Below are 26832 nucleotides of genomic sequence, written 5' to 3'. Positions count from 1 at the left end.
CGTTTCCTCCCTAAAAGTAACTTTTAATATCTTTTCTGGAATTTATTTCGAATTAAAACTGCGATAGAATTCATGAAAATTAACATAACAAGTAAGACGATAATCCCAGCCGCAGCTAATGCATGAAACTCTGCCTGAGGACGGCCTGTCCAATTGTAGATTTGCATCGGCAGTACGGTCATCATATCAAATAATGAATTTGGTAAGAATGCTAGGAACAACGGCATACCAAGAACGACTAATGGTGCTGTTTCACCAATAGCTCGGGATAATGCCAAAATCCCGCCTGTAAGGATACCAGGAATGGCTGCAGGCAAAACCACTCGTACAATCGTTTGCCATTTGGTCGCTCCCATACCGAATGAAGCCTCTCTTAATTCCCTCGGCACTGCACGAATCGCTTCTTGAGCTGCAACGATGATAACCGGCAAAACAAGTAAACTCATAGTTAGACCAGCCGCTAGTACACTTGTCCCTAGTGCAAGAGCACGGACAAATACAGTTAAACCTAATAATCCAAAAACAATCGATGGCACACCTGCAAGATTGGATATATTGATTTTTATAAAATTAGTCATTTTGCTTGCTTTAGCATATTCTTCTAGATATATGGCAGTACCTACTCCTAGCAATAAAGAAACGGGTGCTACAACAGCCATTAGCCAAATCGTTCCAATTAAAGCCGTGTAAACACCGGCTTGTTCAGGTTTCCTTGAGGGAAGACTTTGCAAAAATTGTAAGTCCAGGTAGCCAAGTCCTTGAGAGAATATCCGATAGAGTAAAACTCCTAAAACTAATAGTCCAAACATAGTGGCTGTGAAAAATATCCACTTTGTTACTGAATTTTTTGCTAATCTTGGTTTCATCCGTTTAACTACAGTTTCGTGATTTATTAAGTTCATTAATATTCCTCCCTAAAACGACGGGTGATGTATTGGGCCAGTAAATTCATCAATAGCGTGAATACAAATAGCGTCATACCAACCGCGTAGATGCTATAGTATATCGTCGTACCATAACCTGCATCACCCTGACTCACTTGAACGATATACGCCGTCATGGTTTGGATGGAACTTGTTACATTCCAGTCAAGGTTAGGCGTAGAACCACCAGCAACCGCAACAATCATGGTCTCCCCAATTGCTCGTGAGACAGCTAACACAATCGAAGCAACGATTCCTGAAACAGCTGCAGGTAAGACTACCTTAATGGCTACTTCAAATTTAGTTGATCCCAGTGCTAAAGCACCTTCACGCATAGAGTTTGGAACTGCTGACATTGCATCTTCTGAAAGTGATGCAATCATCGGCGTAATCATGATCCCAATAACAATACCAGGACTAAGAGCATTAAAAATTTCAAGAGATGGAATTAGTTCACGTAATAGTGGAGTAACAAAAGTAAGAGCAAAGAATCCATAAACAATTGTTGGAATTCCAGCAAGTACCTCTAATATCGGTTTAATAATTCTGCGAGATCGGTCAGATGCATATTCACTCAAATAAATGGCAGAAGTTAGTCCGATTGGAACAGCAACGATAGCAGCTATTAGTGTTACCTTGAGCGTTCCAGACACTAACGGAAGAATCCCATAGGATCCTTCTGACTCAGAAAATGGATACCACTTTCTTTCAGTAAAAAATTCTTTTATTGATACGGCATCAAAGAATAGAAATGTCTCAAAAATAAGCGTTAATATAATGCCAATTGTCGTCAACACGGATACAGCTGCCGTCAAAAACAAAATATATGGCATAAGTTTCTCTATTATTCCAGCTGTGCTTTTCTTTTTTTTCTTCTCTTGAATCAACTCCTGAACAGAGAAGGATTTCGTGTTTTCTCTAGTCAAATTGAAAACCCCTTTCCTCACAAAGACAACATGAGAAGCACGGTTAGCGCTTCTCACTATAGAATAATTTTAATCCCTACTTGAGAGTTTCTAGTGTTTCTAGCTGTTTGGTATACTCTTCTTCAGGTAACTGAACATAACCTACGTCCTCAGATAATGTTGCAGCATTTTCTAATAAAAACTTCATGAAATCGTAAACCTCTTCTTGATCTTTAATGGCTGAGTTTTTCACATAAGTGAATAAAGGACGTGAAAGAGGTGCATACTCGCCAGATTCGATTGTTTCATTAGTCGGTTCAACCGGACCATTGCCCCCATCGATAGGAACAATTTTCAGAGTATCTTTATTTTCAGCATAGTAAGCATAGCCAAAGTATCCAATTGAATATTTTCCACCTTGCACACCCTGAACTAGTGTGTTGTCATCTTCTGAAAGGGTTGCTTTTTCAACAATGGGCTGTCCATCTAAAATCACTTCATCAAAGTAATCGAATGTTCCTGAATCAGTACCTGGAGAATATAACTTAATTTCTTCTTCTGGCCATTCTGGACGAATATCAGACCATTTTTTCACAGTTCCATCTTCAACCCAAATTTTCTTTAATTCATCAATTGTTAAGTGATCAACCCAGTCATTATCTTTATTTACGACAACTGATAGTCCGTCAAATGCTAATTGTATTTCAGTATAATCAATGCCCTCTTCTTCGAGTGCTGCTTTTTCTTCATCTTTAATTGGACGGGAAGCATTACTTAGTTCTGTCTCACCAGCGATAAAAGCTTCAAAACCGCCGCCAGTTCCTGATGAACTAACAGAGACTTTTACACCTGGCTGTGTCATGCCATATTCTTCAACCACTGCCTCCATGATTGGGAAAACTGTAGATGAACCGTCTATTTTAATTTCACCTTGTAGTTGCTTTGCTTCTGCACCAGCTTGATCCTTACTGCTTTCAGTTCCTTGTGCACCACAAGCGGCTGTAAAAGCAAGAACTCCAGTCATCATAGCTGTTAGTGCTAGTTTCTTAAAGCTTTTCATTACGTAATTCCCCCTAGAATTTTGGTTTGTAACCCTCTGTTCGTTTTTCCTTACAAGAATAATCATACCTTCCTTGTGTAAAGCTTGTTTTAATGTAATGTAAAGGGTTTGTAAATGAATGTATATCTTTTGTAAATCGCAAATAATTTAGATTCTATTAAAATAAAAAAACACCTATCTCTATTTTTGAGATAGGTGTTCGGACCATATTATTGATTATTTTGTTGTGTATCGGTATTTTCAGTCGTACCTTCATTTTGATTAACAACATTTGTACCATCAGTTTGGGTTTGTTTTTTTAGATTAAAATAGGTATCCATAACCCTTCTGCCAATAATATTGGCTGTCGCTGGACCACTGTTCCCTTGGTATGCCCATGGAACTAAAACAGCCATTGCCACCTCTGGATTATTAGACGGTGCATAACTTATAAGACTCAAATTCATTACTTCAGGCGGTATTTTCCCAAATTTCTTTCGCTCTGGGCCATCATAAAACGCTTGAGCAGTACCGGTTTTACCTGCAGGACTGTAATCTACACCCTTAAAGGAACTAACACCGGTACCATCCCCTACTTGCATAACCATTCTAAAGCCTTCCTGTACTCGATCAATCCATTCATCCTTACCATCGATTCGATTTAAAATCGTAGGTTCAATTTCTTGAACAATTGGACCTAATTCGTTATTCTCTAGGACTGGTTCACGAATTTCCTTTACTATATGAGGCTGTACTCGATACCCGCCGTTCGCAATCGTTGAAACATATTGTGCTAATTGCATAACCGTATAGGTATCATACTGACCTATCGCCAAGTCAAGAAGCAAACCAGGCTGCTTCAACGGTCCGGCATAACCAGTACTCTCATTTGGAAGATCAATTCCGGTTTTTGTACCAAGACCAAATTGACTGAATGATTGACGCATCGTGTCAAAAGCAGTTACGTCTAGTGGAAGTGGCTTATTCGGTGCATATTGTCCACCTGCCATTTCAATTACTGTCTTCCACATATAAACGTTTGATGAAACCTGAAGGGCCCTAAGGTCGTTAATATTTCCAAAGTTCTTCCAAGAAGATTTTGGAGGTGTATTTTTTATCAATAAAGGTGAGTCATATTGGGTCGATCCTGGTTGGATTGCCCCTGTATTATAACCGGTCAATATCGTTGCTCCTTTAACAACGGAACCAACGTTATAAGAAGTCGTGATGTTTCCAAGAGCAAAGTCACGCATTTCTTGTTTATTTGTCTCATTATCTTTAGCAATTTGTTTACCCGCCATGGTTAATATTTCACCAGTGTGGGGGTTCATTAGAACAACAAAAGCACGGTCTAAAAGAGCAGATTTAGAATTTTGCTTGGCATTCCAAAGTTCTTCTTCAATGATTTTTTCGATTTCAAGCTGCAGATTCATATCAATTGTTAGGACAAGATCTTTTCCGCGCTGTCCTTCTGAAACCACTTCAGTGGACAAGATTTTGCCCGCTTTGTCGGTAACATTTTTCACTTTACCTTTTTGCCCATGCAGGACATCTTCATATTGAAGCTCAATATAGCTTTTGCCCACCCGGTCGTTACGGCTATAATCACGAGCAAGGTATTCTTCTAGTTTATCTTCTGGTAAGCCTTCATCAGAAGAAGTAACATTACCAAGTACGGTTTTTAATGTGTTTCCGAAAGCATAATATCGTTCCCAATCTGTAGTTGTATCAACTCCAGGCAGACTTTCTAAGTTTTCACTGACTACAGCAAACTCTTCAGGAGTGACATTTTCATTTTTTACAATTTGTTGCGTTAGAGCATATCCACTATTAAATTCCCTAAATATCGCAAGTGTTTCTAGATCTTCTGTAGTTAGACTAGCTAGGTCATCCTTATTAATCCTTTTTAACTGCAGATTATAAATTTCTTTATCATCTAGTTCTTCTTGTTCGTATAAGTCCCATTCTTTCTTTGTAATTTTTTCTTTTGCTTTCTCAGGGTTTTTTAATATCCAAAAATCCTGTTTATCACGTTCACGAATTTTTGAAATATCTTTATCAATCAGCTGTGCCAAGCGTTCAGCGGTTTTGAGCATTTCTTCTTGGCTTGTATCCTGGAATTTTGTATAGGTGATCGCATTTAACGGTGTATTATCTACAATAACTTTCCCGTTCCGGTCAAACATTTTTCCCCGAGGCACTGGGTTGTTAACAGTAATATCTTCCGTTCTTTCGATTTCACGTTTAAAATCCTCACCGTAAACAATTTGGACTAAACCTAAACGCAGGATAAGAACAGAAAACAGCATAAATATAACGAAGAAAAGAATGTTCAGGCGAAAAGTGACATGCGGCTTCTTTTTCTTTTTAATAACCAAGTTTCTCACTTCCTTGTCAATTCGACATGATAAGCCTTATTTTAGCGGAAAACCGCCGTACTTTCTATGAAAAAGACTTTCCAATTGACAACATCCAACAAAACACTCAAAAAATATGTAAATAAAAAAACACGATGAGTAAAAAGAATTACTCATCGTGTCACGCCGCAGGTAATTGGACTCGTCTTACAAACAAATAAATTAGTGAGTGTCCAGCACCTAAAAATAATAGCAGAATTGGAATGCTTTGCTTTTCATTAAACCAAGTAACTGCTGCTAGGAAGGACAGTATCGAAACGATTCTCCCCAGATTAATATAGATTTCGCGGACCACTATATACTCAATTCTCATTTCGGCTGCTTTCCATGCAGATCCAATCACATCATAAGTAGTGGACATGTATGGTACAAGCAAAATAGGATAAGCAACGGCAATCATCGCTGCGTAAATTAAAAGTTTTACATAATTAACATCCCAGACGATAATCAAAACAGCTATATAAAGGATAATACCACCAATAAGTATTGCCTTTTTTCGCCTGTTTTTTTTAATCAACCGGGATGCCGCATAATAGGCTATGAAGGAAATTCCGGAGTTAATCAACCCGAAGGTCCCTAGAGCAAGCTCACTTCCAGTGGAAATGTAGACCAGTACCGAGATAATAAATAAAAATGTCCCTTCTCTAAGCCCTTGGAAGAAATTTGCATTTGTGATAAGCCGCCAGTTTTCGTTTTTCTTTCTTTCTGCTAATATCCTTCTAAAATCATACTTGCCATTTGCAGGACGTGGTTTTAATGAAAAACTTAAGAATACGGCAAGTGCAAAGAGAGAAAGTGATATTCCAAATACAATTGAATACCCCGTAAATTTTTCAAAACGAGTTATAATAATTCCAGCAGCAATAGGGCCAATCATCCCGCCAGTTGAAGATAATATTCCTAAAAAGCCGTTAAAAAAATCTCTTGTTTCAGGTTCAGTTATTTCAAATGTTAAGACATTATAGGCAAGCCAATAAAATCCATATCCAACTCCAAGCAGGCTTCCTAACAGTAATAAATAAGTTGAAGCATTCTTACCAGTTATTAAAACCATCAAATAAAATATCGCTAAAAAACTGACTCCGATTCGTAACACCTTAACGCGATCAATCTTTTTCGCCCATCTGCCAGCTAAGATGAAGGTTAAGGGCTGTAAAATAACAATCGAAAGGTTATAAAGCGCAAGGTCTGAATATTCTCCCGTTTGTTTCCATAAATAAATATTCACAAAAGTATTTGAGAGTGAAACACTTAAAGAATATAAACCACCAATGATTAACAGCAAGGATAAATCTTTTGTTAATTCTACGTCACCTAAAAACTTAAATTTTTTCGCCATAGTAACTCCCCTTTGTGATAAGGGTTATTCTTTAACAAGGAGGGAGCCTTTATACGAAAAAATAAAAAGACAGCTGAAAAAATCAGCTGTCTTTTAATGTAATTATTATTATTTCGCTGCAGTGTAACGTTTTGAAACTTCATCCCAGTTAACAACGTTCCAGAAAGAAGCGATGTAATCAGGACGACGGTTTTGATAGTTAAGGTAATAAGCATGCTCCCAAACATCAAGACCAAGGATAGGTGTTTTACCCTCCATTAAAGGTGAGTCTTGGTTTGGTGTGCTTGAAACTTCTAATTCACCATTATTAACAGACAGCCAAGCCCAGCCTGATCCAAAACGAGTAGTTGCTGCTTTTGCAAACTCGTCTTTAAAACTTTCAAAGCTGCCAAACTTATTGTTAATTGCGTCAGCTAGCTCACCAGATGGTGCACCACCGCCATTTGGAGCAAGAATTTGCCAGAATAATGAGTGGTTAGCGTGTCCGCCGCCATTATTACGGACAGCAGTACGAGCTGCTTCTGGAACTGCATCTAGGTTAGCAATAACTTCTTCAACTGATTTAGCTAATAATTCATCATTGCCTTGTAGAGCATTATTTAAGTTTGTTACATAAGTATTGTGATGTTTTGTGTGGTGAATATTCATTGTTTCTTTGTCAATGTGAGGCTCAAGCGCATCATAAGCGTAAGGTAATTGTGGTAATTCAAATGCCATTGGTATTTCCTCCTATGTATACAAAAGTTTTTTAGCCTTAAAGATATGTCTAAAATCAAAACAATTTTAGAATATTCCTAAAGCTTTGTAGCTTAAGATTATCAAAGAAAGTGTTTTCTTTCAAATAAAAAGCTCAGTGCTCCTAACAAATATACAATATCCTCCCAAGGAAAATTTTATACATTATTTTTATTAGTTTTCAATAAATTGTCATGTTTCGACTAGTGATAAGTTGTTAATACATGATTAAATCAAATTGAGGGGTATAAAGGAGAGATGGTTATATGCGCAGTTTTTCCATTTATAGTTTATTAGAACAATTTTTTCAGAAAACAGAACAAATTATAAAAGTAAAAGCGGGAAGTGTTCTTTTTCAGGAAAAGGACTCGGTTGAATATGTATACCTATTGCTCAGTGGAACAGTGGCATTAGGGAGAGTCCACATGAGCGGGAAGGATTTTATATTAAAAATATTAAATAGCAGTGAAATGATTGTTGAATATCAACTATTTAAACATAATCCTCACTATCAGTTTTATGCAAAGACCCTGTCAGACAGCCAAATTCTTGCGATCAAAAAAGAGCAATTTGAGGATTTTATTAGGAATGATCCAGATGCTATGAATGATTTTGTATCCTGGTTAAGCACTAGCTACCTAAAAGCACAAATGAAATGCCAGGATCTTATCATGAATGGTAAAAAAGGCGGCCTCTATTCTATTCTCATTCGTCTTTGTAATGCCTATGGTGTAATGACAGAGGATGGTATTCTTATTGACCTGCCCCTAACACATCAGGAACTTGCCAATTTAACCTTCGGAACTAGAGAGGTCATTCAACGTGCTTTAAAAGAATTGCGGGAAAAAGATATCATTTCCTATGATCAGCAAAAATTCACGATAAAGAATATCAGATATCTAAAAGAAGACGTAGACTGCCAAAACTGCCCCTATGAAATTTGCGGCGTAAATTAAACAATCCTCCTCATGACCTGAGGAGGATTATTTTCATTTAAAAAACAACTAATAAGAAGTATACAATCATGAGGGTTTGGATGATTGCTTTCGTTATGACACTGCTAATAAATCCTACAACAGACCCAAAACCGATTTTTAAACTGTTCTTGAAATCTCGCTTATTAACCAGAAGCTCTGCTCCTACCGCGCCAATAAACGGCCCAACAAGAATTCCCAGAAACGGAATAATGAATGGTCCGACTAAAAGTCCTATTGTACTCCCCCATACACCAGCCTTTGAACCACCGTATTTTTGTACCCCAATCATATTGGCAATATAATCTGCGACAAACAGTAGGATAATAAAAAAACTTTGAATCACCCAAAAGAACCACCCGAAAGGTTCAAATGAAAAAAAGACACCATATAGAATATATCCGGCTAAAAGAAACAAAACACTTGGGATTATGGGATATACCAGACCGACAAACCCAATGATAAAAAGCACTATAATGATTGACCAATAAACGATCTCCATGATTTCTCCATCCTTTTGTAGTTTTAGTTCTTACCTTATACGCACATCTCTCTAATTAGTTTCATAATTCATCATTCTTGTTTATATCAGCTCCTAAAGCTACAATAGAAGGGTGAAACTTTATTAAGGTGGTAATTATGAATATTTTCAAGCAATTTTATAAAAGTATTTATTCTCCAAAGGATATTGCTTCATTCCGTTTTCAAGGGATTGGGAAAACCATTTTATATGTATTTTTTCTTACCTTCCTATCCATTTTGCCAGCGATTTTTTACTTAAATACAATGCTTAATGCGGGAATTGAAAGTACTAAATCAGTCATAAACGATGATATCCCCTCTTTTACGATAGAAAATGGAACCCTTTCTGCCGAAACGGATGTACCTATAACCGTTGATAAAGGCGATTTCTCCATCATTGTAGATCCAACTGGTGTAATTACAAACGAGGATGTTGAGGACAAGGGAAATGCCATCGCTTTGCTGAAGAGCGAAATTACCGTCGTAGCAGGTGGAAGAATTGATTCCTATTCTTACTCTATGATGGAAGGTTTAACACTTACGAAAGAAGATTTTATCGATATAGTTGATACCGTTGATGGGATGAAGGGAATCATTATTCCTGTTATTTCGATTTTTATGTTTCTTGTATCAAGTGCCGTAAGCTTCATCGAAGTGTCCATTCTAGCTTGGATTGGTTTATTATTAAAAAATCTTGCTGGCAGAAGTATTAGTTATCGCCACCTATGGAGAATGGCTGCCTATAGTGTAACGCTGCCAACGGTTTTCTTTACGATTATGAGCGCCCTTAATACACCTGTACCAAATAGCTTTTATATTAATTGGTTTGTTGAGATCATCATCTTATTTTTAGCCATAAAGGAAATTCCAAACGAAAAAACAAATATTGAGAATTAAACGCACCCCTTAGGTGCGTTTTTTCGTTCTATATAGAAGTGGACAAGCATAGGAATGTACAAACATCCCCATTTGGAGGCCTATCCCATGAAAAGAATTTGCCTTTTTTTATTTGGACTTCTTACTATTTATGTAATATATATTGATTTAACAGCAGGGACTCTGCCGAAAGAGGAAACCCAAAAAACAGAGCCAACGGTTGCGACAATGACCAACATTAACAATTCGATGGACTCTTTTGAAGCTGAAGTGGAACCCGGTGAAACCTTAATATCAATAGTAGAAAATCATATAAAAAAGCCGTTACCTGTATCAATTGATGAACTCATTGAAGATTTTCAAAGCTTAAATCCTGGTTTATCTCCAGAAAAGATTCAAATTGGCTCCACTTATGCGTTTCCTGACTACTCTAAATAGGGAGACAAAAGCGTCTGTCTTGTCAAGATTGGCAAAGGACTGATAAAATAATAGGTGCATGTTTAAACTAACTATTATTCGAATCCAATTTGAAGGAGCGAATTTCCTTGAGTGAAATTACACATCGTACGAAAACCCGTCCCGTTAAGGTTGGTAACTTAACAATTGGCGGAAGTAACGAATTATTCATACAAAGCATGACCACTACTAAAACACATGATGTGGAAGCAACCGTTGCTGAAATCAAACGTCTGGAAGAAGCCGGCTGTCAGATTGTCCGTGTTGCTTGCCCGGACGAAAGAGCGGCAAATGCGATTCCTGAAATAAAAAAGAGAATTAATATTCCTTTAGTAGTTGATATTCATTTTGATTATAAATTAGCGCTTAAAGCCATTGAAGGCGGCGCCGATAAAATTCGGATTAATCCAGGAAACATCGGAAAAAGAGAAAAAGTAGAAGCAGTTGTGAATGCAGCCAAGAAACGCGGAATTCCAATCCGCATTGGTGTAAATGCAGGCTCTCTCGAAAAAAGAATACTCGAGAAATACGGTTATCCTACTGCTGATGGAATGGTCGAAAGTGCTCTCCATCATATCAAAATCCTTGAAGACCTGGATTTTCATGACATTATTGTTTCCATGAAAGCTTCAGATGTTAACCTTGCAATTGAAGCTTATGAAAAAGCTTCAAAGGCATTCGATTATCCTCTGCACTTAGGTATTACAGAATCAGGTACTTTATTTGCTGGTACTGTAAAAAGCGCGGCAGGACTAGGAGCGATTATTAGCAAAGGTATTGGTAATACACTCCGTATTTCCTTAAGTGCTGACCCAGTTGAAGAAGTTAAAGTTGCCAGAGAACTTTTAAAAGTATTCGGTCTCTCATCGAATGCTGCAACGTTAATTTCGTGTCCAACCTGTGGCAGAATTGAAATTGATTTAATCAGTATTGCCAATGAAGTGGAAGATTATATTTCTAAAATTAAGGCACCTATTAAAGTAGCTGTATTAGGCTGTGCCGTAAACGGTCCTGGTGAAGCTAGAGAAGCTGACATTGGTATTGCCGGCGCACGTGGTGAGGGCTTACTATTCCGTAAGGGTGAAATCGTACGTAAAGTTCCAGAAGACCAGTTAGTCGATGAATTGAAAAAAGAAATCGATCAAATTGCTGAGGAATATTTTCAGAAAAAGGCATTAGAGGAAGCAGAAGTAACCAAATAAAAACATTAAGAAACCCGGCAAAACTGCCGGGTTTCTTTTTTTGTCTAGCATAAGCGCCTAGGCGCTTATACTTTTCTTATTGCCCCTATATTTGCAAGCTGCTGTTAAAAGAACGGCAGGATAAAGATACCGACAATTATCGAAATGGCCCCTATCCCGATTGCCCACGCGCCAAGACTTTCTGCTCCTCGACGTCTAGCAACGAATCCTAACACAATACCTGCTGCACCAAAAAGAATCGGCATTACAAAAAGTGATAAAATAGATAAAGCTAACGCAGCCCATCCCATTCCTGTACCAGCTTTTGTACCCGTGCCAGCACCGGAGCTATCTTTTGATCTTTCCTGGAAGGATGGTCGGGTTATAGGAACAGGTGCTGCAATTTCTGCCGCTGTTTCTTCTTTATATTCCGAAGAGTTTGTACCAGCATTAGTACCTTTGCCAGCCCCTGAACCATTCTTTGATTTTTCCTGGAACGATGGTCGGGTGATAGCAACAGGCACTGCAATTTCAGTAGCTGTTTCTTCTTTATATTCTGAAGACTTTGGACTATTTTGATTAGATTTTGGACTTGGGAGATACCCAGCCACTTTCGTGTCTTTTTTATCTTCCATCCGAATCCCTCACTTTCAGTAATAGGAGCATTAATTATTGTTTGTAACTTTCATCATTTTAGTTATGGTAAAATAAAGTTAAAAAACTTGGCAGTTGAAGGGGACTACATATGAGGAAAAGATTTGGAATTGATATTGATGGGACCGTAACGTGCCCTTCTGCACTTATACCCTTTATTAATGAAGAATTTGGGCTTAACCTTACCTTAGACGATATTATTGAATATGACTTAAATAAGGTTGTTAACGTTTCAGATGAAGAATTTTCTAAATGGTTTATTGAAAAAGAACCACTTATGTATGAAAAATCTCCGCTTGCAAAGGGTGCTGAAAAAATCCTAAACAAATGGAAAAAAGAACATGAATTATTTTTCATTAGTGCACGTGGTCCAGAACTCTTGGAAAATACAAAGACATGGTTTAAAAAAAATGGGTTGTATTATCACCATATTGAATTAATTGGCTCACATGACAAGGTTGCATCAGCTAAGTATCACAATGTAGATATTTTTCTTGAGGATAAGCATGATAATGCAGTCATGATTCATGAAGAGTGTAACATCCCTGTTCTTTTGTTTAATACTCCTTATAATCAAGACCCGATTCCTAATGGTGTTATCCGAGTTAATAATTGGTATGAAGCTAATGATTGGGTGAAAAATTGGCTTGAGAAAAGCAAGAAAAGCATGGCTTTGTTATAAAGCCATGCTTTTCTTATTTTGTCTGTCTAGCTACAGCTCCTAGGGGGGCTTCCGCTTTTCTAGTGACATTCAGGACAACGTCCATAAATTTCGAATTTGTGTCCAGAAATATCATACCCTTTTAAATCCTCACTTAAGCTGTTCATTGGGCAAGTTTCAATTTCTTTTGTCTTACCGCAATCCATACAGATAAAGTGGTGATGATGCTGGTGGCGTGAACAGGAAAAGCGAAAATGCTTTTCACCAGATAGTTCCGTCATTTCAAGAATTCCCATTTTAACAAAAAGGGAAAGATTCCGATAAATGGTATCAAAGCTGAGCCCTGGATAGTCTTCCTTCAATTCATCTAAGACATCCTTCGCTGTTAAATATTTATCGCTGTCCGCAAATAATTGAAGCATATCTTCTCTTTTTCCCGTTTGTTTAAATCCATTTTCTTTTAAGAATTGAATGGCTTCATTTACATTCATCCTGCTGCACCCCCTTGTGAAACGTGATTTTTAATCATTATTTTTTTGTAAACGATGGTAAATACTAAAATAGCGACTGCAATCATAACAATCGTTCCACCAGGAGCAAGGTCTAAATAATAAGAGCTGAACAGTCCTCCAAGAACGGCTATTTCTCCAAAAACAATCGATAAAAAGATTGTTTGTTTAAATCCTTTGGCAACGCGGATACTTGCTGCCACTGGTAACGTCATTAACGAAGAAACGAGCATGATTCCCACAATTCGCATAGAAGCGGCAATGACAAGTGCCACCATGATAATGAAGATAAAGTGAATGCTTTTTGCTGCTATCCCAGAGGCTTTAGCGTGCTCTTCATCAAAAGATAATAAAAATAGCTCTTTATATAATAAAATGACCGTGATCACAACGACGATACTAATAACAAAAATAACCCATAAATCTGTGCGGCTTACCGCAGAAACACTTCCAAATAAATAACTATACAAATCCGTATTGAACCCATCAGCAAGCGAAATAAAAATGACACCAAGTCCTATGCCGCCTGACAGAATAATTGGGATAGCGAGCTCTTGGTAATGTTTGTATACGCCCCGCAGCTTTTCAATGAATAGTGAGCCCCCTACTGAAAAGACCATTCCTAAGTAAAGCGGATTTAAGCCACTTAATGCAACAAAGTATTTTTCAAGTAATAGACTGGCCGCAATTCCCGCCAATGTGACATGACTTAGGGCATCCGCAATTAATGAAAGCCGTCGCACAACGATGAAGACACCTAAAAGGGGTGCAAGAAATCCTATCAAAATTCCTGTCAGGAAGGCATTTTGTAAAAATTCATATTGAAAAATTCCTTGAATCATTTATAAACGCCTCCGTGGTCATGGTGATGGGAAAGAAGATGGACATCCGTCCCATAAAATTCAGACATCCCTTCACTGCGATGCTTTTCAAATTCACTCGTTTCGCCATGAAAATGTAAATGCTTGTTTAGACAAGCTACATGGGTCACTTTATCTGAAATGGTTCCGATGTCATGTGTAACTAAAAGGAGTGTAATCCCCCGCTGCCTATTTAAGTCTGCGAGCATATGATAAAATGAGTTTACATTTTCAGCGTCTACCCCAACCGTTGGCTCGTCAAGAATTAACAGCTTGGGCTCACTCACAAGGGCACGGGCAATAAATACTCTTTGCTGCTGCCCCCCTGACAACTCCCCGATATTTCGATTACTAAACTTCCTCATACCTACAGCTTCTAATGCTTCATGGACTTTTTGTGTATGTTCTTTCTGAAAAAAGCGGAACAACCCAAGCTTCTTTGTTAATCCACTAGAAACTACCTCAAATACTGTGGCAGGAAAACCGGTATTAAATGAATTGGCCTTTTGCGATACATAACCGATTTGCTGCCAATCTTTGAATTTACTTATGTCTTGTCCGAATAAATGGATTTCTCCCTTTTGTGGTTTTAATAGTCCTAAAATCAGTTTTAATAGCGTGGACTTCCCAGAACCATTTGGACCAACAATCGCTAAAAATGAACCATTTGGAACAGAGACGTTAATGTTTTCTAAGACTGTATCTTTTTCATATCGATAAGAAAGATTTTTTATTTCAATAATAGATTGTGATTTCATACACTCACACCTTAATTTTAAGAATCATTCCGATTTAACTTAAAGTAGTATACAATAGGAAGTTACCAATGTAAAGTCTTTACCTTTACAGGATTCTAATTAATTTCCTCTTTCACATTTTGTAACACTCCATTTTCTCCCTTCATACAGTAGATGAAGGGGTGATGAGTGTGAAGATTTTTGAAACCGTCATAAATCATAAGATTAATACCATTACTGGTGACGAACTATTCAAGTATGCACAACAATTTAATATCGGAGTAAATAAGCAGCAAGCATATAAGGTTGCGCAGTACTTAAAAGGGAAAAATGTGAATATTTTTGATGACCGTGAAAGGTTGGCATTGATTAAAGAAATTGCAAAAATTGCAGGACCTGAAGTGGCAAGAGAAGTGAATAAGCTATTTGTTCAATTTACAAAATGACATACAAAAGCTGTGCCCATGAGCACAGCTTCTTTGTTACCCTTGTATTATCTTATCTAGCAGGTCTTCGTCAAACATTTGTTGACGAAGCATTTCGATTTCGAATGCATAGGGCGGTTTTTTATTATCTTTATCTTCACCGACGAATGGTGTCTCAAGAATTTTCGGGATATCCTTCAGCTGAGGATGGTGAACGATATAATTCAGTGCTTTGAAGCCGATATGACCAAACCCGATATTTTCGTGACGGTCTTTCCTCATTCCTACTGCATTTTTACTATCATTGATATGAAGAACTTTTAATTTATCTAAACCAATAATCTTATCAAATTCATTTAACACTCCATCAAAGTCTTCAACTATGTTGTATCCTGCATCGTGTGTATGACATGTATCAAAACATACTGATAGCCGATCACTATAGTTTACACCATCCATAATCATCGCCAATTCCTCAAACGACTTCCCGCATTCGGAACCCTTGCCCGCCATTGTTTCCAATGCTATTTGCAGCTGTTCTTTTCCGGTTAATACTTCGTTTAAGCCTTCAATGATTTTCTTTATACCTGCTTCCGTACCAGCACCTACATGTGCACCAGGATGCAATACAATTTGCTTGGCACCAATGGCCTCAGTTCTTTCAATTTCTGTACGTAAGAATCTTACACCTAGTTCAAACGTGTCAGGATTTGTGGTATTCCCGATATTAATAATGTATGGAGCATGGACAATAATTTCAGAAATACCATTGGCTTCCATATGCCTTCTACCTTCTTCAATATTCAAATCCTCAATTTTTTTCCTTCTCGTGTTTTGTGGAGCGCCAGTGTAAATCATAAAGGTATTTGCTCCATACGAAACAGCTTCCGCACTAGCTGCCAATAACATTTTTTTACCGCTCATTGAAACATGTGAACCTATTTTCAACAAACCTCTTCTCTCCCTTCCCGTTTTACTTCTTCTTTAATTTTCTTTGACGTTTTTTAATTTTGTCCATTTCCCACTGCATTTTCTTTTTGTAACCCGGCTTTACTTTTTGAGGTTTTTTGACCATAGTTTTGGCGGTCTTCTCTGCTTCGTCCTCTTTCCTTACACGGGTTTTTCTTTTATTTCGATCCTCTAATTCAACAAATTCCTCTTTTTTAAGATCGACGTACTTAAATTGTATCCCCATTTTTTCAAGGCGGTTCAATGCATCCTCGTCAGATATATCATATATTGTAAGGGCTACTCCAGTATTACCAGCTCTCGCAGTCCTACCTACGCGGTGAACATAAAAGTCTAGATCTGTAGGTAACTCATAGTTAATAACGTGACTGATTCCTTCAATATCAATTCCCCTTGAAGCCAGGTCAGTAGCAACAATATATTGGTACTCTAAATCCTGTATTTGCTTCATCATTTTTTTTCTCTCACGGGGGTTTAAATCTCCGTGAACGCGGGCAACCTTAAGACCTTTATTTATTAAAAAGTTTGCCACTTCTTCAGCCATTTTTTTTGTATTAGTAAAAACAATTGCTAAATATGGGTTGTATTGAATAAGTGCATCATGAACTAGTTGCTTTTTATTTCGGTGTCTTGATGGTAAGAGGTAATGAGTTAAATTTTCTGCCGTTTTTCTTTTCGCATCAATGTGAATGGTTTTCGGATTTTCCATGTACTTTTTAAGAAACGGTTTAAGTTTCTCTGGAATGGTTGCTGAAAATACAAGCATTTGCAATTTCTCAGGCATTTTCGCTGCTACCTGATCCAAATCCTCAATAAAGCCCATATCAAGCATCATATCGGCTTCATCCACGACAAGAACTTCTGAAGTATGAACAAAAAGTGCTTGTTCAACCATCAGGTCTTTTATTCTACCTGGGGTCCCTACCACAATATGTGGCTGTATCTTTAATTTATCAATTGTTCTTTGCTTGTCTGTTCCACCAATATAACATCTAGTCATGATTGCCTTATCAGGACTGCAATGCTCTGTCACCTTTAAAATTTGATGATAGATTTGCGAAGCAAGCTCTCTTGTGGGCGCAGTGATGACAGCTTGTACCTCCTGGCGTTCTGGATTGATTCGTTCTAAAATCGGCAAAACAAAAGCAAGTGTTTTCCCTGTTCCAGTTTGTGATTGACCAATTGCACTTTCATTTTTTAAAACTAATGGTATCATCCGTTCTTGAATTTCCGTTGGTTCAAAAAAACCTTGTTCCTTAACTGCTTCTATAATAAAAGGCTGAAAATTAAAACGTTCAAAACGATTTTGCTTCATGTTATTGCTCCTTATATATTAATATCTACCGTTTATGGAGTAAGTTTCTCACCTTAGCAAGAGCTTCCACTTTTCTGTCCATCGTATCATTATAGTAAAGATTGATATAAATAACCAGTTATTATCATCTTTTACCTTTAAACAACTTTTAATCATGAAAATTTACAGTTTATCCTTGTGTATATCCCTAAACCAAATTCTCCAAACTGCATAACTTAAAGCATAAGGCTTTATTTTAGAGGAGGACAAACGGATGCAGCAGCCTAGACAGAGATTTCCCATGCAAGGGCATATGGGTCCATACATGATGGGTCCCGGAGGTTTCGGGGGTCAACAACAAATGATGAATCCATATGGAGGCAATGTACGAATGATGGGATACCAGCACCAATTTAACGGCGGCAGACCTATGATGGGACAAACGATGGGAAGAGGACAAGGAAGAAGAAATGGCGGCGGATTACTATCGAAAATACTTGGAGGCAAAAAGCAGGGCAATACATTTAGTGGTCCTCGTGGTATGCAGACTGCAAGAGGCGCTGTTCCTAATGGTACAAGAGGAGTCGGCTCCATTCTTCAAACCCTGAGCAATCCTGACAGTCTCACAGGGTTCCTAAATAATACGCAACAGGTTTTAAAGACAGCCCAATCAATTGGTCCAATGATTCAACAATACGGACCAATCGTAAAGAATCTGCCTATGATGTGGAAACTATATAAGGGATTTAAAGATCTGCCTACTGAGGAAAAATCTGAGGGCGATGATACCCCTATAACGGAAGAGCAATCCGTCGAAGTAGAAGAACAACCCAAACGAAAACCGAAAACGAAAAGGAATTCGGAAAATGAGCCAGTTGTTGAGAGAAAACATCACAACGGACCTTCTATTCCAAAACTATACATTTGATTTAGGGGTGCTGAAAAACAGCATCCTTTTTCTGTTGGTGGAATTACTCCCGGATAGCAAGGCTCACTTTCCAAAAATGTATCTTTGTATTATTTCTATTAGTTTTATATAATAATTACATAGATTCAAAGTCAATGTTCTTTAGGAGGACTTTTATATATGCAAATCATTAAGATTTCACCACGCGGATACTGTTATGGTGTTGTTGACGCCATGGTAGTTGCGAGAAATGCTGCATTAGACAAATCATTACCACGTCCTATCTACATTTTAGGAATGATTGTTCATAATAAACACGTAACCGATGCTTTTGCCGAAGAGGGTATCATTACGCTTGATGGTAAAAACCGCAAGGATATTTTAGAGAAAGTAGATACAGGTACTGTCATTTTTACAGCACATGGTATTTCGCCTGAAGTCAGGGAGCTTGCGAAAAAGAAAGGCCTTGTAACGATTGACGCGACATGTCCTGATGTAACCAAAACACATGATTTGATAGAGGAAAAAACAAAACTGGGATATCAGGTTATTTATATCGGTAAAAAAGGTCACCCAGAGCCTGAAGGTGCAGTAGGTGTGGCTCCAGGTGCCGTCCACCTAGTTGAAACACCAAGTGATGTGGAAGCCTTAAATATTACAAGTGAAAAACTGATCGTTACAAATCAAACAACCATGAGCCAATGGGATGTTGCCGATACCATGAAAAAGGTACAGGAAAAATACCCTCATGCTGAAGCTCACAATGAAATCTGCATGGCCACACAAGTCCGTCAAGAAGCAGTGGCTGGTCAGGCGACTGAAGCGGATGTGACCATCGTTGTTGGTGATCCAATGAGCAATAACTCTAATAGACTGGCACAGGTTTCTGAAGAGATTGCAGGAACAAAGGCATATCGTATTGCTGATATCTCCGAGTTAGAAATTGATTGGATTAAGGACGCGAAAAATGTTGCCGTAACCTCTGGCGCATCAACTCCAACACCCATAACCAAAGAAGTCATTTCATTCTTGGAACAATTTGATCCAAACAACGAAGCTACTTGGGAACGTCGCAAAAATGTACCGTTAAACAAAATATTACCAAAGGTAAAAAAATAACCGGTCGCATGACCGGTTTTTTTATACAAAAGTAAAAGGATCTGTGTTTATTTCGGAAGGGAAGATTTCTACTTCATAGCCAGATTCCTTGCACATTTTTGAAAGTATAGACGTAAGTCCTTTTTTCATTACTTTTTCGACGTTATGTCCGGGATCTATCATGTTTAATCCCTGCATCATCGCGTCATGAGCTGTATGATAATAAATATCACCTGTAATGTAGACATCTGCGCCTTTAAACTTCGCACTCATGAAATATTTATTTCCATCTCCGCCCAATACGGCAACTTTTTTGACACGTGATGATAAATCACCAACCACCCTAACCTTATCGACTTCGAAAGCTTGCTTTACCCTCTCTGCAAATTCAGCGAGTGTCATTTCCTTAATCGTCCCGATTCGGCCAAGTCCAAGAATCTCACCTTTATTTTCAACAGGATAAACATCATATGCAACCTCTTCATATGGATGGGCCTTTATCATAGTGCTAATCGCCCTTTTTACCAAATGTTCAGGTACAATCGTTTCGATTCTCACTTCTTCAACTGCTTCTAAATGACCTTGCTGTCCGATATAGGGATTGGTGTTATCTCCCGGTAAAAACCTTCCTGTTCCATCAGTAGAAAATGAGCAATAGCTATAGTTACCAATAAAACCCGCACCAATAGCTCCTAGGACCTTCCTAATCTCGTCAGCATGACTCACTGGTGTAAAAACAACTAATTTCTTAAGCTTCGTTTCGTATGTAGGTACCAGCACTTCAGGGTTCTCCAAACCAAGTGCATTTGCTAGGAGATCATTTACACCGCCTGTAGCCACATCAAGGTTGGTATGGGCTGCATAGACAGCTATATCATGCTTTAACAATTTCTCAATCATTCTCCCCTGTACTGTGTCTGTTAGGACATTCTTAAGAGGCCGAAAGATTGGCTGATGATGGGCAATAATTAGCTGTACATTTCTTTCAATGGCTTCATCTATCACTTCTTCAAGAACATCAAGAGCAATCATAATTTTATCTATTTTCTTATTTAGTCGCCCAATTTGTAAACCTATCTTATCATCTTCCATCGCAAGAGCCTTGGGAGAAAATTGTTCAAAAAGTTGAATGATTTCATGACCATTGGCTTTCTTCATTATCCAATACCTCCTCTACAAGACTAATTTTTTTGACAACCTCTTGTTTTTTCTGTTCTGTTTCAACAGAAGGTGCTGCACTTTCAAGCTGTTCGTAAATTCTTTTCCAATTCTTCATTTCTAATAGCCATTTCTTCTTAAAAGTCTGTTCCTTTCCTTGAAGAAGAAAAGGACCAACTAAAAGACCTGTTTCAATTGGTACATCACGATATGGCTTTAAAGGGTCTCCTTTCTCAGCTACTAATATTTCGTATATTTTGTTATCCTCTTCCAGGATTTCCTCTCCAATCAATTCCCAATCATTATCGACTAGCCATTGCCTTATTACAATTGCATTGATATTTGGCTGCAACACTAGTCTCCTTACAGAAGCTAATTTTTCTTTTCCATTTTCTAAAATAGACGCAATAAGACTCCCGCCCATACCGGCAATGGTAATACAATCTGCCTCTCCAGGCTGAATGACCTCCAACCCATCACCCATTCTTACCGATATCACTTCAGTAAGCCCTTCTGCGATCACATTTTTTTCAGCAGACTGATATGGCCCCTTTGCAACTTCCCCTGCAATCCCGTAAGATATTCGTCCATTTTTAGCAAGGTAACTAGGCAGGTACCCATGATCAGAACCAATATCCGCTATCCTTGAATCCAAGGGAACATATTTTGCTACCGTTTCTAACCGAACTGATAATTTATCTGTATTCAAATCATTCACCACTTTTTATATAATACTTCTAGTATAAAAAAAGTCCTTTACAGAAGCAAAGGACCTTTTCAATAAACAATTATTTAATATTTGCTAACCAATCAGCCATTGCATCGGCTTCCTCGGGTTTAACCAAACCAGCTGGCATATTTCCTCTACCATTCGTAATCGTCTCTTTGATTTCATCTTTGGATAACCTGTCACCAACACCTTTTAGAGCAGGACCCATTCCCCCTTGATATGCATCACCGTGACAGCCGACACAAGAACCTGTGTAAATTTCTTCAGGTGCTTTTGCCACTTGTTCTGTCTCAGTACCGCCTTCCTTTTCGTTGGCAAGCTCATCCATATCCCCGAGGCCTTTGAAAGACAATAAGAACATTAGTCCGATTCCAAATACAAAAATTAGGATGTAAGGAATAACCGGATTTCGATTCATCATATAACCTCCCTTATGTACGTACAGCTGTAAATAAATAGTCTTCTACAAACAACTACTATTTTACTTTAAAAACTTCAGAAGGAAAAGCCCTAAACTTATTTTGTCACGATAATATTAATAAAAAATACAATCGATGGCTAATATTTTAAAAAAATCAGCCTTTTTATCTTTCCCCTATATACCTATTCACAACCAATTTATGTTATTTTTGAATACGATTTTTTTAATAGTAACACATACTGCTTTGGGGCATTGTTAAAGATTAATCATTATTAGAAAAGTGAATTGCTATTTTATTCAAAAAGATTACTTTTACCTATTTGCAAAGTGTAAAACAATTCAGTAAAATAAATACAAATGCGCAATAGAAAGTGCTTTCATTTCCAAATTACAAAAAAATAGTTTACCTCTTTTACAAGAAGTAAACTATAATTTATTTTTTAAGGTTTTATTCTAAGAAGTCTTTTAGGCGTTTGCTTCGACTAGGATGTCTTAATTTACGTAATGCCTTAGCTTCAATTTGTCGAATACGTTCACGGGTTACACCAAATACCTTTCCAACCTCTTCAAGAGTACGTGTACGACCATCATCAAGCCCAAAGCGTAAGCGAAGGACGTTTTCTTCCCTGTCTGTAAGGGTATCAAGAACATCTTCAAGCTGCTCTTTTAATAACTCATAGGCAGCATGCTCTGAAGGTGATGTAGCATCCTGGTCTTCTATGAAATCACCGAGGTGTGAATCATCTTCTTCACCTATAGGTGTTTCTAGAGAGACAGGTTCTTGTGCAATTTTCAAGATCTCCCTAACCTTATCCGGAGTTAGATCCATATCTTCGCCAATCTCTTCTGGAGTTGGTTCGCGACCAAGGTCCTGAAGTAATTGTCTCTGCACACGGATAAGCTTATTAATGGTTTCAACCATATGCACAGGAATACGGATTGTTCTAGCTTGGTCAGCAATCGCTCTCGTGATGGCTTGACGTATCCACCAAGTAGCATAAGTACTGAACTTAAATCCTTTGCGATAGTCAAATTTTTCAACTGCTTTGATTAGTCCCATATTCCCTTCTTGAATCAAATCAAGAAAGAGCATACCGCGTCCAACGTAACGTTTTGCAATACTAACAACAAGACGGAGGTTAGCCTCTGCCAGGCGTCGTTTTGCTTCTTCGTCGCCTTCCTCAATACGGTTGGCCAATTTTATTTCTTCTTCAGCAGAAAGCAGATCTACTCGACCAATTTCTTTTAAGTACATACGTACAGGATCGTTTATCTTCACACCAGGAGGAACGCTAAGATCATTTAGATCAAACTCATCGTCATCCCCTTTTGCTAACTGCTTAGGGTTTGGATCTTCTTCGTCACTTTCTCCTACTAATTCGATTCCTTGATCACCTAGGAACTCATAAAATTCATCCATTTGATCAGACTCTAAATCAAAATTTGCCATTCTTTCCGCAATATCATCGTAGGCAAGGACTCCGGTTTTTTTACCCAGTACCGTTAACTGATCTTTTACTTGTTCGAAGGTCAATTCATTCTCGGCCTCTTTTGAACGGGCTGATTTTTCAGCCATATGTCCCCCTCCTTCCAGAATCAAAGACACTAAAAATGGAATCTATAGCGATTTCCGCAATTGACTGATTTCAGTAGCAATTGCAGCTGCTTTACTATACTCACTTTGTCGCTCTGCTTCTTTAAGTTCCACTTCTTTTTCTTTTATCTTTAACAATTTTTGATAATTCAACACCTGTTTGATATAATCAGTTAATTCTTGATTACTTAACTCGTCATTAATTGACATCATTTCAATGTCCGCGACTATTCTTCTAAGATTTTCATCTTGAATATAGGTTAAAAATGCACTAGAGTCAGGATTCATATGATCTTCGTAAAAACCAATTAGATAAGTTATTATAGCCTGATGTTCATCAGTATTAAACGTGTTGCCCTGCAATAAATCCTGAATCTTATAGGCTATATCCCGATCTTTTAACATATGGGCAATTAAGCGCCTTTCAGCCGTATAATGTGCAGGCTTTAATTTATTCTCCTGTTTAACCAATACACGGGTCTTGTTAACTGGCTGCTGATTTTGACCACTTGAATTCCTTTTTTCTGTAAAGAAAATCTGCTTTAGCTGTTGTTGTAACGCGTCTAACGAAATCGAAAATTCAGATGCAAGCTGACGCAAATAATGATCTTTTTCAACAGCTTTTGTCAATTTACTTATTTCTTTAAGTATTGTTTCGATATAAGTAAGCCGTTCTCCTTCAATTTGAAGATTTTTTCCTCTTCGAAAGTAAAGAAATTTAAATGCCATCCATGTATGACTTGCACCTATGACCTCGTTTCGAAACTTTTCAGGACCATTTTTTTTTATATATTCATCTGGATCAAGTCCATCAGACATCATAGCCACTTTAATGGTACAACCCGCGTCCATAAGCATATTCCCAGCTCTATAAGCTGCTTCAATTCCTGCCTTGTCTGAATCAAAACAAATCGTAATGGATTGGGTATTTTGCCGTATAAGTGTGATGTGCTCTTCTGTCAAGGAGGTGCCCATTGTTGCGATACCGTTTTCCACACCAGACTTATCAGCAGCAATTACATCTGCAAATCCTTCAAAAAGAACTACTTGCTGTAATTTACGAATACTGGGTTTGGCCAAATGAAAATTATATAAAATTTTGCTTTTATTAAAGATTGCTGTTTCTGGACTATTTAAATATTTGGGCTCCTCAGCCCCCAAAGATCTCCCTGAAAAAGCAATACAGTTTCCATTTCGGTCAAAAATCGGAAACATAATTCGATCTCGAAATCGATCAAAATAGGTTCCATCTCTTTCTCGTTTGATAATTAAGCCGGCTTTTTCCATTAACTCAGGAGAAAATTCTCTTTTGGTAAGAAATTTGTAAACAAAATCCCATGAATTTAAGGAATAACCAATTTGAAATTTATCAATCGATTCTCGGGTAAATCCTCTCTTCAGCAAATACTCTAATGCATGTTGCCCATCTTTTGTATTTACCAATAAGTGATGGTAAAATTTAGAGATCAGCTCATGTGCGTCAAGCATTGACTGAAATTCCGGAGAAACACTCTTCCCCTTCCCATTTACTGAGAAGTTTACTTGTAATTCAATATTAGCCTTTTCAGCTAATTTAATGGCTGCTTCTAGAAATGAGATTCCTTCCAGCTCCATTAAAAAAGAGAAAACATTTCCTCCCGCTCCACAGCCAAAGCAATGATAAATTTGTTTATCGGATGAAACGGAAAATGATGGGGAGTTTTCTCCATGGAAAGGACATAATCCGAAGTAATTTCGCCCTTGTTTTTTCAGTTGAATATATTCGCTAATAAGTTCAACTATATCAACAGACTGACGAATTTGATTGATTTTTTCTTCGGCAATCCGTTCTGCCATGAAAACATCTCCATTTTACTTATTCTACAAAGAAATCTAAATTCCTGCATTTTTCGACAAAATTTCTGTTAGTTGCTTCACAATTTTGAACGATCAACAGAATTGAAAGGCTTTGGTCCTATACCATATACACCCCTTCTTCTTGCTTTAGCATATAGATAGCGCAAGTCAAGAGCAGTTTGTATTCCCGATTCATCATATACAATCCCGAATGGTTTGTGGTACATACTCCTTTAGGAAGTAATACGGAGGTAAGTCCAATATCCTGTGTAACAGTAATATCCCCCTTTGCAGTATGATTCATGATGAATAAGTCCGCTGCTTCTTTTCTGGAATCAACATATTTCCATGTTGCATCACCATATGTAGTCTTATTGTTCATAAGAAGCGATAAAAAGAACTTTCACGGAAAATGTAGAAGCAGTTTCGACAATTTCCTCTTTAACCGTGCATGAATCTGCATCTAAAAAAGTTGGAATGCCTTTGGTATAAGTATTAATTCTACATCATTCCGCATATTCCTTCTTTAAGATGCTAACTTTTTAGGAGCAGGCCCAAAAAGACTTATGTCGAATTTTTTTCTGTAGGTTCCCTTGACATCTAACAATAAATAGTTTATTCGTATACATGCAAGTCTAAACCTAAAAGATTCATTTTTATCACAATTTTTTATTATAGTACATTCTTTTATACTTTTCCATAGTTTTTTATCGTTAAATGAAAAACACATAATCTAAGATTATGTGTTACGCCCTTCTTTTATGAAAGTAATTTAGAATAACATTTGCTGTTTCTTCAACGGCCTTATTGGTTACATCAATAACAGGACAATTAATTCTATTTACTATCTTTTCAAAGAAGGTTAATTCATCACGAATTCTCTCAATATTTGCGTAGCTGGCCTGATCATTTAGCCCTAAAGAGATTAACCGTTCCCGCCTAATATTATTTAGTTTCTGCGGGCTGATTTTAAGTCCAAAGCACTTCTCTGCAGGAACCTTATACAGTTCCTCAGGCGGGTCAACTTCTGGAACAAGCGGTACATTCGCAACTTTTAAACGTTTTAAAGCTAAATATTGTGACAACGGAGTTTTTGACGTTCTAGATACGCCGATTAAAACGATATCAGCTTTTAGTATTCCTCTTGGGTCGCGTCCATCATCATATTTAACAGCAAACTCAATGGCTTCGACTTTTTTAAAGTAATCTTCATCCAGTTTTCTTACGAGTCCTGGTTCACACAGTGGAGTTTTCCCGCTGAAGATTTGAATTTGGTCCATAATCGGACCTATTAAATCAACTGCATATATTCCTGCTTCGTCTGCCTTTTCCTTCATATACGCACGCATATCTGGTTTGACCAACGTAAAAGCGATCATAGCGTGGTCCATCGTTACAAGTGAAACTACTTCATCAATATGTTCCTTATCCTCAACATAGGGGAATCTTTTCAATGTCATTCCTGACCCATTAAATTGGCTGATTGCTGCTTTTGTAACTAATTCAGCTGTTTCCCCCACTGAATCAGAAACTACATATATGACAGGCGTAATCATTCTTCCTCAACAGCTCCTCTGGAAAATCTATTATTATATGCATTCAGATATTGAGA

General features: G+C 37.6%; 27 protein-coding genes and 1 pseudogene. 8 read left to right on the top strand and 20 right to left on the bottom strand.

All coding sequences use genetic code 11. From position 1 onward, the window contains the following. Window positions 1-23: 23 nt before the first annotated feature. From pstA to QFZ31_RS28675, 6 genes are all read right to left on the bottom strand, one after another. On the bottom strand, window positions 24-902 hold the full coding sequence (gene pstA, locus QFZ31_RS28700) for a phosphate ABC transporter permease PstA (protein WP_307309765.1): 879 nt from the start codon (window positions 900-902) through the stop codon (window positions 24-26). Then, window positions 902-1849 carry a phosphate ABC transporter permease subunit PstC gene (gene pstC, locus QFZ31_RS28695; protein ID WP_307309763.1) on the bottom strand — a complete coding sequence of 316 codons (948 nt, stop codon included), beginning with the start codon at window positions 1847-1849 and terminating at the stop codon, window positions 902-904. Before pstC ends, pstA begins: the two co-directional genes overlap by 1 nt. A gap of 76 nt (window positions 1850-1925) precedes the next feature. Next, a complete protein-coding gene (locus tag QFZ31_RS28690) occupies window positions 1926-2888 on the bottom strand; it encodes a PstS family phosphate ABC transporter substrate-binding protein (protein WP_306073393.1) in 963 nt (320 codons plus the stop codon). Between the two features lie 209 nt (window positions 2889-3097). Further along, entirely contained in the window at window positions 3098-5176 is a 2079-nt protein-coding gene (locus tag QFZ31_RS28685) for a peptidoglycan D,D-transpeptidase FtsI family protein (protein ID WP_373459940.1), read from the bottom strand. 229 nt (window positions 5177-5405) lie between these two features. Continuing rightward, complete coding sequence (locus QFZ31_RS28680) at window positions 5406-6623, bottom strand: MFS transporter (protein WP_307309756.1); 1218 nt, start codon at window positions 6621-6623, stop codon at window positions 5406-5408. A 108-nt stretch (window positions 6624-6731) separates the two neighbouring features. Continuing rightward, window positions 6732-7340 (bottom strand): superoxide dismutase, encoded by a 609-nt coding sequence (locus QFZ31_RS28675; RefSeq protein WP_307309753.1) that lies wholly within the window; start codon window positions 7338-7340, stop codon window positions 6732-6734. 284 nt (window positions 7341-7624) lie between these two features. Here QFZ31_RS28675 and QFZ31_RS28670 point away from each other — a divergent pair, with 284 nt between their 5' ends. Further along, a complete protein-coding gene (locus tag QFZ31_RS28670) occupies window positions 7625-8314 on the top strand; it encodes a Crp/Fnr family transcriptional regulator (RefSeq protein WP_307309750.1) in 690 nt (229 codons plus the stop codon). Window positions 8315-8351: 37 nt separating this feature from the next. Here the strand turns inward: QFZ31_RS28670 and QFZ31_RS28665 are convergent, their stop codons facing one another. Next, on the bottom strand, window positions 8352-8834 hold the full coding sequence (locus tag QFZ31_RS28665; RefSeq protein ID WP_179596827.1) for a DUF456 domain-containing protein: 483 nt from the start codon (window positions 8832-8834) through the stop codon (window positions 8352-8354). 137 nt (window positions 8835-8971) lie between these two features. Between QFZ31_RS28665 and QFZ31_RS28660 the strand changes: the two genes are divergently transcribed. The 3 genes from QFZ31_RS28660 (at window position 8972) to ispG (ending at window position 11388) form a co-directional block, all read left to right on the top strand. Next, a complete protein-coding gene (locus QFZ31_RS28660; protein WP_307309746.1) occupies window positions 8972-9751 on the top strand; it encodes a DUF1189 domain-containing protein in 780 nt (259 codons plus the stop codon). Between the two features lie 87 nt (window positions 9752-9838). Then, entirely contained in the window at window positions 9839-10168 is a 330-nt protein-coding gene (locus QFZ31_RS28655) for a hypothetical protein (protein ID WP_307309742.1), read from the top strand. 116 nt (window positions 10169-10284) lie between these two features. After that, on the top strand, window positions 10285-11388 hold the full coding sequence (ispG, locus tag QFZ31_RS28650) for a flavodoxin-dependent (E)-4-hydroxy-3-methylbut-2-enyl-diphosphate synthase (RefSeq protein WP_306073827.1): 1104 nt from the start codon (window positions 10285-10287) through the stop codon (window positions 11386-11388). A 104-nt stretch (window positions 11389-11492) separates the two neighbouring features. Here the strand turns inward: ispG and QFZ31_RS28645 are convergent, their stop codons facing one another. Beyond that, complete coding sequence (locus QFZ31_RS28645; protein WP_307311839.1) at window positions 11493-11879, bottom strand: DUF4190 domain-containing protein; 387 nt, start codon at window positions 11877-11879, stop codon at window positions 11493-11495. Between the two features lie 233 nt (window positions 11880-12112). Between QFZ31_RS28645 and QFZ31_RS28640 the strand changes: the two genes are divergently transcribed. Next, window positions 12113-12703: a 5' nucleotidase, NT5C type gene (locus tag QFZ31_RS28640; RefSeq protein WP_307309739.1), complete on the top strand. Its 591-nt coding sequence runs from the start codon at window positions 12113-12115 to the stop codon at window positions 12701-12703. Window positions 12704-12762: 59 nt separating this feature from the next. Here QFZ31_RS28640 and QFZ31_RS28635 read toward each other — a convergent pair whose 3' ends face one another. From QFZ31_RS28635 to QFZ31_RS28625, 3 genes are read right to left on the bottom strand one after another with little or no spacing between them, the layout of a single operon-like run. Next, on the bottom strand, window positions 12763-13173 hold the full coding sequence (locus QFZ31_RS28635) for a Fur family transcriptional regulator (protein WP_133367352.1): 411 nt from the start codon (window positions 13171-13173) through the stop codon (window positions 12763-12765). Continuing rightward, complete coding sequence (locus QFZ31_RS28630; RefSeq protein ID WP_307309733.1) at window positions 13170-14033, bottom strand: metal ABC transporter permease; 864 nt, start codon at window positions 14031-14033, stop codon at window positions 13170-13172. Before QFZ31_RS28630 ends, QFZ31_RS28635 begins: the two co-directional genes overlap by 4 nt. Next, window positions 14030-14809: a metal ABC transporter ATP-binding protein gene (locus QFZ31_RS28625; RefSeq protein WP_307309731.1), complete on the bottom strand. Its 780-nt coding sequence runs from the start codon at window positions 14807-14809 to the stop codon at window positions 14030-14032. Before QFZ31_RS28625 ends, QFZ31_RS28630 begins: the two co-directional genes overlap by 4 nt. Window positions 14810-14979: 170 nt before the next feature. On the opposite strand from QFZ31_RS28625, the gene QFZ31_RS28620 reads away from it, so the two are divergent. Beyond that, window positions 14980-15234 (top strand): DUF2624 domain-containing protein, encoded by a 255-nt coding sequence (locus tag QFZ31_RS28620; RefSeq protein WP_179596841.1) that lies wholly within the window; start codon window positions 14980-14982, stop codon window positions 15232-15234. Between the two features lie 36 nt (window positions 15235-15270). Here the strand turns inward: QFZ31_RS28620 and QFZ31_RS28615 are convergent, their stop codons facing one another. Then, window positions 15271-16164 (bottom strand): deoxyribonuclease IV, encoded by an 894-nt coding sequence (locus QFZ31_RS28615; RefSeq protein WP_307309729.1) that lies wholly within the window; start codon window positions 16162-16164, stop codon window positions 15271-15273. A gap of 22 nt (window positions 16165-16186) precedes the next feature. Further along, window positions 16187-17497 (bottom strand): DEAD/DEAH box helicase, encoded by a 1311-nt coding sequence (locus QFZ31_RS28610; protein ID WP_306073385.1) that lies wholly within the window; start codon window positions 17495-17497, stop codon window positions 16187-16189. Window positions 17498-17750: 253 nt separating this feature from the next. On the opposite strand from QFZ31_RS28610, the gene vrrA reads away from it, so the two are divergent. Together vrrA and QFZ31_RS28600 are read left to right on the top strand one after the other, a co-directional pair. Further along, window positions 17751-18404 (top strand): VrrA/YqfQ family protein, encoded by a 654-nt coding sequence (gene vrrA / locus QFZ31_RS28605; protein ID WP_307309724.1) that lies wholly within the window; start codon window positions 17751-17753, stop codon window positions 18402-18404. Window positions 18405-18563: 159 nt separating this feature from the next. After that, entirely contained in the window at window positions 18564-19502 is a 939-nt protein-coding gene (locus tag QFZ31_RS28600; protein ID WP_179596847.1) for a 4-hydroxy-3-methylbut-2-enyl diphosphate reductase, read from the top strand. 21 nt (window positions 19503-19523) lie between these two features. Here QFZ31_RS28600 and QFZ31_RS28595 read toward each other — a convergent pair whose 3' ends face one another. The 7 genes and pseudogenes from QFZ31_RS28595 to QFZ31_RS28565 form a co-directional block, all read right to left on the bottom strand. Then, the gene (locus tag QFZ31_RS28595) at window positions 19524-20639 is read right to left on the bottom strand and encodes a Nif3-like dinuclear metal center hexameric protein (protein ID WP_307309717.1); all 1116 of its coding nucleotides are present in this window, start codon (window positions 20637-20639) and stop codon (window positions 19524-19526) included. After that, window positions 20617-21348: a tRNA (adenine(22)-N(1))-methyltransferase gene (locus QFZ31_RS28590; protein WP_307309713.1), complete on the bottom strand. Its 732-nt coding sequence runs from the start codon at window positions 21346-21348 to the stop codon at window positions 20617-20619. Before QFZ31_RS28590 ends, QFZ31_RS28595 begins: the two co-directional genes overlap by 23 nt. Window positions 21349-21427: 79 nt before the next feature. Continuing rightward, on the bottom strand, window positions 21428-21787 hold the full coding sequence (gene cccA, locus QFZ31_RS28585; RefSeq protein ID WP_179596853.1) for a cytochrome c550: 360 nt from the start codon (window positions 21785-21787) through the stop codon (window positions 21428-21430). A gap of 451 nt (window positions 21788-22238) precedes the next feature. After that, the gene (gene rpoD, locus QFZ31_RS28580; RefSeq protein ID WP_034675043.1) at window positions 22239-23366 is read right to left on the bottom strand and encodes an RNA polymerase sigma factor RpoD; all 1128 of its coding nucleotides are present in this window, start codon (window positions 23364-23366) and stop codon (window positions 22239-22241) included. A gap of 42 nt (window positions 23367-23408) precedes the next feature. Further along, window positions 23409-25220, bottom strand: a complete 1812-nt coding sequence (gene dnaG / locus QFZ31_RS28575; RefSeq protein ID WP_307309708.1) for a DNA primase — start codon at window positions 25218-25220, stop codon at window positions 23409-23411. Window positions 25221-25297: 77 nt separating this feature from the next. Further along, window positions 25298-25524: pseudogene (locus QFZ31_RS28570) on the bottom strand (DUF188 domain-containing protein). A 442-nt stretch (window positions 25525-25966) separates the two neighbouring features. Next, on the bottom strand, window positions 25967-26776 hold the full coding sequence (locus tag QFZ31_RS28565; protein WP_179596857.1) for a pyruvate, water dikinase regulatory protein: 810 nt from the start codon (window positions 26774-26776) through the stop codon (window positions 25967-25969). Between the last annotated feature and the right edge of the window lie 56 nt (window positions 26777-26832).

Origin of the sequence: Neobacillus niacini, assembly GCF_030817595.1 — a bacterium.
Classification (GTDB): Bacteria; Bacillota; Bacilli; order Bacillales; family Cytobacillaceae; genus Neobacillus; species Neobacillus niacini_G.
The sequence above is the reverse complement of the archived record's forward strand: the minus strand, read 5'-3'. Positions and strand labels throughout refer to the sequence as shown.

Coding starts and splice junctions, on each gene's coding strand:
- vrrA (WP_307309724.1), top strand. CDS start 17,751: ATGCAGCAGCCTAGACAGAGATTTCCCATGCAAGGGCATATGGGTCCA.
- cccA (WP_179596853.1), bottom strand. CDS start 21,787: ATGAATCGAAATCCGGTTATTCCTTACATCCTAATTTTTGTATTTGGA.
- QFZ31_RS28665 (WP_179596827.1), bottom strand. CDS start 8,834: ATGGAGATCGTTTATTGGTCAATCATTATAGTGCTTTTTATCATTGGG.
- QFZ31_RS28685 (WP_373459940.1), bottom strand. CDS start 5,176: ATGCTGTTTTCTGTTCTTATCCTGCGTTTAGGTTTAGTCCAAATTGTT.
- QFZ31_RS28595 (WP_307309717.1), bottom strand. CDS start 20,639: ATGAAGAAAGCCAATGGTCATGAAATCATTCAACTTTTTGAACAATTT.
- dnaG (WP_307309708.1), bottom strand. CDS start 25,220: ATGGCAGAACGGATTGCCGAAGAAAAAATCAATCAAATTCGTCAGTCT.
- QFZ31_RS28670 (WP_307309750.1), top strand. CDS start 7,625: ATGCGCAGTTTTTCCATTTATAGTTTATTAGAACAATTTTTTCAGAAA.
- pstA (WP_307309765.1), bottom strand. CDS start 902: ATGAACTTAATAAATCACGAAACTGTAGTTAAACGGATGAAACCAAGA.
- QFZ31_RS28680 (WP_307309756.1), bottom strand. CDS start 6,623: ATGGCGAAAAAATTTAAGTTTTTAGGTGACGTAGAATTAACAAAAGAT.
- QFZ31_RS28660 (WP_307309746.1), top strand. CDS start 8,972: ATGAATATTTTCAAGCAATTTTATAAAAGTATTTATTCTCCAAAGGAT.
- QFZ31_RS28600 (WP_179596847.1), top strand. CDS start 18,564: ATGCAAATCATTAAGATTTCACCACGCGGATACTGTTATGGTGTTGTT.
- rpoD (WP_034675043.1), bottom strand. CDS start 23,366: ATGGCTGAAAAATCAGCCCGTTCAAAAGAGGCCGAGAATGAATTGACC.
- QFZ31_RS28630 (WP_307309733.1), bottom strand. CDS start 14,033: ATGATTCAAGGAATTTTTCAATATGAATTTTTACAAAATGCCTTCCTG.
- QFZ31_RS28610 (WP_306073385.1), bottom strand. CDS start 17,497: ATGAAGCAAAATCGTTTTGAACGTTTTAATTTTCAGCCTTTTATTATA.
- QFZ31_RS28565 (WP_179596857.1), bottom strand. CDS start 26,776: ATGATTACGCCTGTCATATATGTAGTTTCTGATTCAGTGGGGGAAACA.
- QFZ31_RS28655 (WP_307309742.1), top strand. CDS start 9,839: ATGAAAAGAATTTGCCTTTTTTTATTTGGACTTCTTACTATTTATGTA.
- QFZ31_RS28690 (WP_306073393.1), bottom strand. CDS start 2,888: ATGAAAAGCTTTAAGAAACTAGCACTAACAGCTATGATGACTGGAGTT.
- QFZ31_RS28675 (WP_307309753.1), bottom strand. CDS start 7,340: ATGGCATTTGAATTACCACAATTACCTTACGCTTATGATGCGCTTGAG.
- QFZ31_RS28640 (WP_307309739.1), top strand. CDS start 12,113: ATGAGGAAAAGATTTGGAATTGATATTGATGGGACCGTAACGTGCCCT.
- QFZ31_RS28625 (WP_307309731.1), bottom strand. CDS start 14,809: ATGAAATCACAATCTATTATTGAAATAAAAAATCTTTCTTATCGATAT.
- QFZ31_RS28635 (WP_133367352.1), bottom strand. CDS start 13,173: ATGAATGTAAATGAAGCCATTCAATTCTTAAAAGAAAATGGATTTAAA.